This window comes from Lutibacter sp. (assembly GCF_040883305.1).
Classification (GTDB): domain Bacteria; phylum Bacteroidota; class Bacteroidia; order Flavobacteriales; family Flavobacteriaceae; genus Lutibacter.
The window spans coordinates 1-9,436 of sequence record NZ_JBFLKT010000338.1 but is presented as its reverse complement, the minus strand read 5'-3'; the positions used below and the strand labels follow the sequence as shown (position 1 = coordinate 9,436).

Here is a 9,436-nt window from a genome sequence, read left to right as displayed (position 1 = left end):
ATCCAGACAACCCAAATCCTACAATTGAAGATATAAATGAGTGTAAATGACTAAAGCCTAGATATAATCCTTCTTCACCTTTTGGAGCTTGTAAAGAGAAAAATTGTAAAAATCTAGGAGAAATAAACGATTCTGCTAAACCTTGTAAAACAATTCCTAAAACCATCATTAAGGCAATTGGATGCATACTTATAATACCAAGATCAATTTCACTTCCGCTAAACCAATTTCCAGATGCCATTACAAGTGCAGAAAGTGGCATAATAAACATACCAACTGTCATAGAAAATAATGGAGTTTTACTTGCCATTAACCTTGTTACCAAAGTAACAGTAAGAACTACTACCAATGGATTTACGTTAGCGTACCAAGAAGGAGAAGCACCTTCGCCAGCCATTCTCAATACATATTTTGGCATAGTTGCATACAATTGATGTTGTACCATCCAAAAACCTGTTATTATTAATATAAGTGTAATTAATCTTCCGTTTGTAAGTACCTTTATTAAGGCAGCCCAAATTTCATTTAAAGATTTTCCTTCTCCTTCGGTTTTTGAAGATTTGTAGAAGAAAATAATCATTATTAAAGCAATAAATGTCATTGCAGCAGAGAAATAATTTAGGTAAACTAACCCCATATCTCCCATAGAAACACGTAATGGTTTTACAATAGTTTTTCCAGAAAAAGCACCAATATTTACCATCATGTAAAATATTGAAAAACCTAAAGCTCTATTGCTTTCTGTTGTTTCTTTGGCTACTGTACCAGTAATTACAGATTTTATGAAAGATCCACCAATCATAATTACCAGCATTATTGGAACAATTGACCATCTTTGAGAGGATTCTAACAATCCAGTAAATTTAATTCCGTCTGAATAATCAACAAGTCCTATTGATTCTAGTACAGTTGGAAGTGCACCCAGTCCAAAATATCCAACACTTAATAATGAAAAAGCGATTACTAATGATGATTTAAACCCTATTTTATCTGCTAAAGCACCAGTAAAAGTTGGTAATAAATACAATCCTCCCGAAAAGACACCTGAAATTAGTGCAGCTTCTACATCAGTAAAACCTAAAATTCGTGATAAATAAAGTGTAATTACAATAAATACACCGTAATATGCGCCTCTTTCTAGAAGTTCAACAATATTTGCTGTCCAAAAGGCACGCGTAAATCCCTTTAATTTTTGAAACATGTTTGTTTTTTTTAAATAATTTTCGAATATAGTAATTTTAAGCGATTCATTATTTAATAATTAAAATTAATTATGGTATTAATTTCTCAATAAACGTTGTGTAATTGTATTACGAATTATATTATTAATAATTGGTAAACAATAAGTAAGGGATTTTTAATTTTCTTTTCTGTGAATTAATTCCATAAAAAAACTGTCTTAAAAAATTAGACAGCCTCTATTAGTAATTTGTAAAAAAAACAAGCTTTTAAATATTAAAAGCAGCTTTTATGTTAGCTACGTAATCTAATTTTTCCCAGGTAAATAATTCAACATCTAAAGAAACTTCAGTGCCATCAACATTTTTAAATGTTTTATTAACAATGCGATTGTCCCTTCCCATATGTCCGTAAGCAGCTGTTTCTAAATACATTGGTTGACGTAATTTTAAACGCTCTTCAATAGAAGCCGGTCTCATATCAAAAATAGTTTCAATAATTTCAGCAATTTCACCATCGGCTTTATCAACATTTGAAGTTCCGTAAGTATTTACATAAATACCCATTGGTTTTGCAACTCCAATAGCATAAGAAACCTGAATTAAAACTTCATCAGCAACGCCAGCGGCAACCAAGTTTTTTGCAATATGACGCGTTGCATATGCAGCACTTCTATCTACTTTACTAGGGTCTTTTCCAGAAAACGCACCACCACCGTGCGCACCTTTTCCACCGTAGGTATCAACAATAATTTTTCTTCCTGTTAAACCAGTATCACCGTGCGGTCCTCCAATAACAAACTTTCCAGTCGGATTTACATGGTAAACTATATTATCGTTAAATAATGCTTGAATTGAAGCAGGTAATTTTGCAATAACTCTTGGAATTAAAATATTAATAACATCAGCCTTTATTTTAGCTAACATTTTGGCATCATCTTCTAAAAATTGATCGTGCTGTGTTGAAACTACAATATCTTTAATTCTAAAAGGTACATTATCGTCGGTATATTCAATGGTAACCTGACTTTTAGAATCTGGACGTAAATAGGTAATTTCATCATTTTCTCTTCTTAATATAGCCAATTCGTGTAAAATTCTATGACTTAAATCTAGCGCTAAAGGCATTAAATTTTCAGTTTCGTTGGTAGCATAACCAAACATCATCCCTTGGTCACCGGCTCCTTGCTCTTCTTTATTAGCTCTGTCAACACCTTGGTTAATGTCTTGAGATTGTTCGTGAATTGCAGAAAATACTCCACAAGAATTTCCATCAAACATATATTCACTTTTGGTATAACCAATGTTGTTAATAACATCTCTCGCTATTTTTTGAACATCTAAATATGTGTTAGATTTTACTTCTCCAGCTAATACAACTTGTCCAGTAGTTACTAGTGTTTCGCAAGCAACTTTAGAATTCGGATCAAATGCTAAAAAGTTATCAACTAATGCATCTGAAATTTGATCTGAAACTTTATCTGGATGTCCTTCCGATACAGATTCTGATGTAAATAAATATGACATAATTATTTAATTTTAAATTGTTTGAAAAAAATTTTGGTGATTGCGTTGGTCGCTAAAAGGAGTAAGTAATTACTGCTTTAGCATTTTTTAATGAGGTTGCAATCAGTTCAAATTTTTCCTCTAAATATTTCGTTTGCAAATTTATGAAAATTTAAAAGCTAAACGAAAAATAACTGTTAAATAATTTCTAAATATATATTTTGTAATGATTTTAAGCTTTTTACGACTTTTATACATAAAACTCATATTTATGTTAAAAAAAATAACCGTATTAGTGCTTTTTGCTTTAGTATTTAGCAATTGCTCAGCAAACGATGAAATGGGAACTATTGTTGAGCAAATTGAAAATGAAGATAATAATATAAATGAAACCATTTTTGCAATGGGAGATTTTATAGATGGGACACATCCAACTTCTGGGAAAGCTACTGTTAATTCTGATAAAACGACGTTAATATTTACAAACTTTAAAACCGATATCGGACCAAAATTATTGGTTTATTTATCAACAGATACCAACTCAACTGAATATGTAAACCTTGGAGATTTAAAAGGTGTATCAGGTGATTTTACATATTCGATTCCGGCAAATACAGATTTATCAAAATATAAACTTGTGAATATTTGGTGTGTCGATTTTTCTGTTAGTTTTGGAACTGCTGAGTTAAAATAAATAAATTTTTTGTTGGATATTAAAAAAATGTGATTACATTTGTCGCATCAAAACAGTTAAAAATGATAATTAATTTTAATACAATGCGTACTATGATGTGTAATATTTACACAGAGGGCGTTATTGTTTAAAATTTAATAAAATATAAATAATATAAACCTCTGATGAAAATCAGAGGTTTTTTTATTACAAGCAACTTTAAAATGAAAGTTATTTACAAAAATAAAATGTCAAACCAATTTGAAATGTGTATGCAAATAATGTGGAACACAATGACATGGTATTGCCAGAAATAAATGGAAATTAAAATCTTAATAGATAAAAGTCCCTTTGGTAATACCTAAAACCAAAGGGGCTTTTTTATTTTAAATATTTCAAAAAAAACATTAAAAAATACTATTATGAGTACTCAAAAAATTTCAACACAAGCATTACACGCAGGACACGATACAACAAAAAATGGAGGAACTAGAGCTGTTCCAATTTATCAATCAACTTCTTATGTCTTTAATGATACAGAACATGCAGCAAATTTATTTTCATTAAAAGAATTAGGATTCATTTATACAAGATTAAACAATCCAACTAACGATATTTTACAACAACGTTTGGCTGCAATTGAAGGAGGAGTTGGCGCAGTTGTTTTTGCTTCTGGAACTTCAGCAATTTCAACAGGATTGTTAACGTTGCTAAAAGCTGGAGATCATATTGTTGCTTCAAGTAGTTTGTATGGAGGAACTTTTACACTATTAAATGTTACGTTGCCAAGATTGGGAATTACAACAACTTTTGTGGATGCTTCAATCCCAGAAAATTTTAAAAATGCTGTACAAAAAAATACTAAAGCATTTTTTGTAGAATCTTTAGGTAATCCAAAATTAGATGTCTTGGATTTAGAGGCAATTGCAGTCCATTCAAAAGCAGCCGGTGTTCCATTTATTGTAGATAATACAGTGGCAAGTCCAGCTTTGTTAAACCCTATAAAACACGGAGCGAATTTGGTAATTCATTCATTAACAAAATATATTGGTGGACAAGGAAATTCATTAGGTGGAGCAATTATTGATGCTGGAACTTTTGATTGGACAAATGGGAAATTTCCAGAATTTACAGAACCATCTGAAGGATACCACGGGCTTGTTTACAGCGAAGCTTTAGGAGCCGCAGCATTTACTTTTAAACTAATTTTAGAAGGATTGAGAGATTTTGGTGGTGCTTTAAGTCCGTTTAATGCATTTCAAATTATTCAAGGATTAGAAACATTACCAGTTCGTATAAAACAACACAGTGCAAATGCGTTGGAATTGGCACAATGGTTAGAAAGTAGAGAAGAAGTTGCTTGGGTAAACTATCCAGGATTAGAAAGTAGCAAGTATAATACATTGGCTAAAAAGTATTTGCCGAAAGGGCAAAGTGGTTTGGTAACTTTTGGAGTAAAAGGAGGTTTTGAAGCGGCTAAAAAGGTTACAGATGCAACTCAGCTATTTTCATTATTGGCTAATATTGGTGATACCAAATCATTAATTATTCATCCTGCAAGTACCACACATCAACAATTAACAGCTGAGCAACAAGCAGGTGCTGGTGTTAGTCAAGATTTGATTAGATTGTCAGTGGGTATTGAAGATATTGAAGATTTAAAACAAGATTTAGCAGCAGCTTTCAAAAAAATAGAAACATTAGTACATTAAATTTTTGTTTGAGAAAAAATTATTGCGTTAATTTGCCGCTTAGTTCATAAATGTATTGACTATTGTTATCAAGAAAGGCAGAGGGAATAGACCCTGTGAAGCCTTAGCAACCCTTTAACTTTTAAAGAAGGTGCTAAATTCTACCCATTTTGGATAGATAACTAAACGAAATTACCTCAAGTAATTTTCTGCAATTCTCATAACAATAATTTTTTAAGTACATATAATTCTGAAAAGAAAGCTATTTTAAATAATTATTGATGAATCAATTAAAACACATACCAATCACTAATTTTATTTCTGAAAAAGGAATAAAAAATGAGCATCTAGAACTTTCGTATGAAGTTTTTGGAAAGGAACTGTATTCAGCACCAATTATTTTAGTAAATCACGCTTTAACAGGAAATTCAAATGTTGCAGGAAAAGATGGTTGGTGGATTGATTTGGTAGGTGATAACAAAGTAATTGACACCAACCAATACACAATCTTATCTTTTAACATTCCAGGAAATGGATACGATGGTTTTGTAATTGAAAATTATAAAGATTTTGAAGCGCGTGATATTGCTAATATCTTTTTATTAGGTCTGGAAAAGCTAAAAATTTCAACTGTTTTTGCGTTGGTTGGTGGTTCTTTAGGAGGTGGAATTGCTTGGGAAATGGCAGTAATTAATCCTGAAATTACCGAACATTTAATTTTAGTTGCAACCGATTGGAAAGCTACGGATTGGTTAATAGCAAATTGCCAAATTCAAGAGCAGTTTTTATTAAATTCTAGCAATCCAGTGCACGATGCTCGTATGCACGCAATGTTGTGTTACCGAACGCCAGAATCTTTTAAAGCGCGTTTTCAGCGTTCAAAAAACGAAGAGTTAGAAATTTTTAATGTTGAAAGTTGGTTGCTACATCACGGTAATAAATTACAAAAACGTTTTCAATTATCGGCGTATAGATTAATGAATCAATTATTAAGATCTATTGACGTTACAAAAGGTAGAAGTGAACATGTGTTAGACACTATCAAAGCAAATATTCACATTATTGGAGTGGATTCAGATTTGTTTTTTACTGCGGAAGAAAACAAAGAAACACACAAACAATTAGCATTAACACATCCAAATGTTACTTATAACGAAATTAACTCAGTACACGGACACGATGCTTTTTTAATAGAATACAAACAATTAGGAAAAATTATAGAACCAATTTTTAATAAAAGTTCTAAAGATAATAAGATGAAAGTAGTAAAATTTGGAGGAAAATCGTTAGCAAATGGTTTAGGTTTAGAAAGTACCTTAGCTATTATTGAAAATAAAATTGCTAACAATGAAAGTATAGCTGTTGTAGTTTCAGCACGTGGAAAAACAACGGATCATTTAGAATCTATTTTAGAAAAAGCAAAAAGTAGTTTGCCTTATTTAGAAGAGTTTGAACAAATGAAAAATTATCAGATTGAAGCTGATAATACGGTTGATTTATCTGCAGAATTTCAATTGTTAGACGAAATTTTTAGAGGTGTTAATTTGTTAGGCGATTACAGTTCTAAAGTTAAAGATCAGGTGCTTTCGCAAGGTGAAATTATTTCAGCGAAAACAATAGCTAATTTATTGAATAATAAAGGTGTAAAGGCTAATTTTGCAGATACCCGTGCGTTGATTAAAACCAATAGTCAGTTTGGAAAAGCACAGCCTTTTGAAAACACTTCCGAAGAAAATGTAATAGAGTTTTTTAGAAATCAACCAAATGAAGTTACTCAAATAATTACAGGTTTTATTGGTTCTAATTTAAGTGGGGAAACAACAACTTTAGGAAGAAATGGCAGTAATTATACGGCCTCGTTAATCGCTAATTTTTTGAATGCTGAAGAATTTCAAAACTATACGCACGTTGATGGAATTTATACTGCAAACCCAGATTTGGTTGAGAATTCAAAGAAAATAGAAAAATTGAGTTACCAGGAAGCCAACGAAATGGCAAATTTTGGAGCTAATATTTTACATGCTAAAACCATTATTCCATTAATCGAAAAAAATATTCCATTACGTATTTTAAACACGTTTAATGCGGATAATACTGGGACTTTAATAGGTAAAGAAACGGAACGTGGAGGTATTAAATCTTTGTCAGTTGATCAAGATGTGGCTTTGGTAAATTTAATTGGACGCGGTTTATTGGGAAAAGTAGGTGTTGATGGAAGAATTTTTGGCGCTTTAGGAAAAGAAAATATTAGCGTTAGTATCATTTCTCAAGGTTCGAGTGAACGAGGAATTGGTTTTATTGTAGATGCTAAAAATGGTTATAAAGCAAAAAAAGTATTAGAAGAAGAGTTTAAAACCGAGTTTCAAAGTAAAGATGTAAGTCAGATTTATGTAACCGAGAATGTATCGGTAATTTCAATTATTGGACAAAGTTTGTATTCTTTCAATCAACCCTATAGTGCCTTAATAAAAAATCATATTACTCCAATATTAATAAACAATACTGTAACAGGTGAAAATGTATGTTTGGTTGTAAAACAAACCGATTTAAACAAAGCTGTAAATGTTATTCACGGTGAAATTTTTGAGATTTCAAAAAACATAAACATTGCAATTTTTGGAAAAGGACTAGTAGGTGGAACACTGATAAATCAAATTTTGAAAAGCAAAGAAAATATCATTTCTAGAAAAAACATCAATTTAAATATTTTTGCGGTAGCAAATTCTAAAAATGTATTATTGAATAAAAAAGGTATAAATGAAAATTGGGAAACGGATTTAGGATCTGCTTCTGATGAAAATTCTGTTGAGAATATAATTGATTATGCCGAAAAAAACCATTTAGAAAATTTAATAGCAATTGATAATACGGCAAATAGCGAGTTTGTTAAAAATTATATTGATTTAGTTGAAAATGGCTTCGATTTAATTTCATCAAACAAAATAGCAAATACCTTAGAGTATTCTTTTTATAAAGAATTACGAAATAAATTAAGCGAAAATAAAAAAGCGTATTTGTATGAAACTAATGTTGGAGCGGGATTACCATTAATAGATACTATAAAATTATTACACGATTCTGGCGAAAATATTACAAGAATTAGAGGTGTGTTTTCAGGTTCTTTAAGTTATTTGTTTAATAATTTTTCTGTGCAAAATCGCCCATTTAGTGCGGTTTTAAAAGAGGCAATTGCAAACGGATATACAGAACCAGATCCGCGTGAAGATTTATGTGGAAACGATGTTGGACGTAAATTGTTGATTTTAGCGCGTGAACTAGATTTACAAAATGAATTGAGCGATGTAGTTATTGAAAACTTAATTCCTGAGAGTTTAAGAGCAGGTGAGGCCTCGGAATTTTTAGAAAGACTGTCAGAATTAGATGCGGATTATCAGGCAATAAAAGACGATCAGAAAGAAGATCACGTATTGCGTTACATTGGGGATTTATCAGGTAATTTACAAGAGGATAAAGGTGTGTTAGAAGTGAAATTAATTTCGGTACCTTCAAATAGTGCTTTAGGACAAATACAAGGAGCTGATGCTATTTTTGAAGTATTTACAGAATCGTATGGAGAAAAACCAATTGTAATTCAAGGAGCAGGAGCAGGAGCGGCAGTAACAGCCCGTGGTGTTTTTGGAGATATTTTAAGATTAGCAGAGAAGCATTAAATTAAAAACCGTCATTCTGAACTTGATTAAGAATCTGAAATATTTTTTCATAAATAAATGAAATACGAAATAGATGAGCAATAAAAATTTTGAAACAGCAGCAATTAGAACGCAGTTAGAACGTTCACAATTTCAAGAGCATTCTACGCCAATGTATGTAACTTCAAGTTTTATTTTTGAAGATGCTGAAGATATGAGAGCTTCTTTTAGCGAAGAAAAAGACAGAAATATTTATTCGCGTTTTAGCAATCCGAATACTACAGAGTTTGTAGAGAAAGTTGTGACAATGGAAGGTGCTGAGGATGGTTATGCCTTTGCAACAGGAATGGCGGCTATTTATGCAAGTTTTGCGGCGTTATTAAGTAGTGGAGATCACATCGTTTCAGCACGTTCGGTTTTTGGTTCAACGCACACATTATTTACAAAATATTTTCCAAAGTGGAATATAACAACATCATATTTTGATATTAATAATCCAGATGAAATTGAAGGGTTAATTACGTCTTCAACAAAAATTTTATATGCCGAATCTCCAACAAATCCTGGAGTTGATATTATAGATCTAGAATTATTAGGCGAAATTGCTAAAAAACACAATTTAATATTAATTATAGATAATTGTTTTGCAACTCCTTATATTCAACAACCAATAAAATTTGGAGCAGATTTGGTAGTGCATTCAGCGACTAAATTAATGGATGGTCAAGGTCGTGTTTT

At 31.3% G+C, this 9,436-nt stretch carries 6 protein-coding genes and 1 riboswitch; of the genes, 4 read left to right on the top strand and 2 right to left on the bottom strand.

From position 1 onward, the window contains the following. Positions 1 to 1,201: MFS transporter (locus tag AB1Z17_RS10945; RefSeq protein WP_368051833.1), on the bottom strand; the 1,201-nt coding region annotated here is incomplete at its 3' end. A 247-nt stretch (positions 1,202 to 1,448) separates the two neighbouring features. Continuing rightward, positions 1,449 to 2,705, bottom strand: a complete 1,257-nt coding sequence (metK, locus tag AB1Z17_RS10940) for a methionine adenosyltransferase (RefSeq protein ID WP_368051832.1) — start codon at positions 2,703 to 2,705, stop codon at positions 1,449 to 1,451. 250 nt (positions 2,706 to 2,955) lie between these two features. Here metK and AB1Z17_RS10935 point away from each other — a divergent pair, with 250 nt between their 5' ends. From AB1Z17_RS10935 to AB1Z17_RS10920, 4 genes are all read left to right on the top strand, one after another. Continuing rightward, positions 2,956 to 3,378 carry a DM13 domain-containing protein gene (locus AB1Z17_RS10935; RefSeq protein ID WP_368051831.1) on the top strand — a complete coding sequence of 141 codons (423 nt, stop codon included), beginning with the start codon at positions 2,956 to 2,958 and terminating at the stop codon, positions 3,376 to 3,378. Positions 3,379 to 3,779: 401 nt separating this feature from the next. Next, positions 3,780 to 5,069: an O-acetylhomoserine aminocarboxypropyltransferase/cysteine synthase family protein gene (locus AB1Z17_RS10930; protein WP_368051830.1), complete on the top strand. Its 1,290-nt coding sequence runs from the start codon at positions 3,780 to 3,782 to the stop codon at positions 5,067 to 5,069. 62 nt (positions 5,070 to 5,131) lie between these two features. Further along, positions 5,132 to 5,233: riboswitch (SAM riboswitch) on the top strand. A 96-nt stretch (positions 5,234 to 5,329) separates the two neighbouring features. Next, on the top strand, positions 5,330 to 8,719 hold the full coding sequence (thrA, locus tag AB1Z17_RS10925) for a bifunctional aspartate kinase/homoserine dehydrogenase I (protein WP_368051829.1): 3,390 nt from the start codon (positions 5,330 to 5,332) through the stop codon (positions 8,717 to 8,719). 73 nt (positions 8,720 to 8,792) lie between these two features. Next, positions 8,793 to 9,436: PLP-dependent aspartate aminotransferase family protein (locus tag AB1Z17_RS10920; RefSeq protein WP_368051828.1), on the top strand; the 644-nt coding region annotated here is incomplete at its 3' end.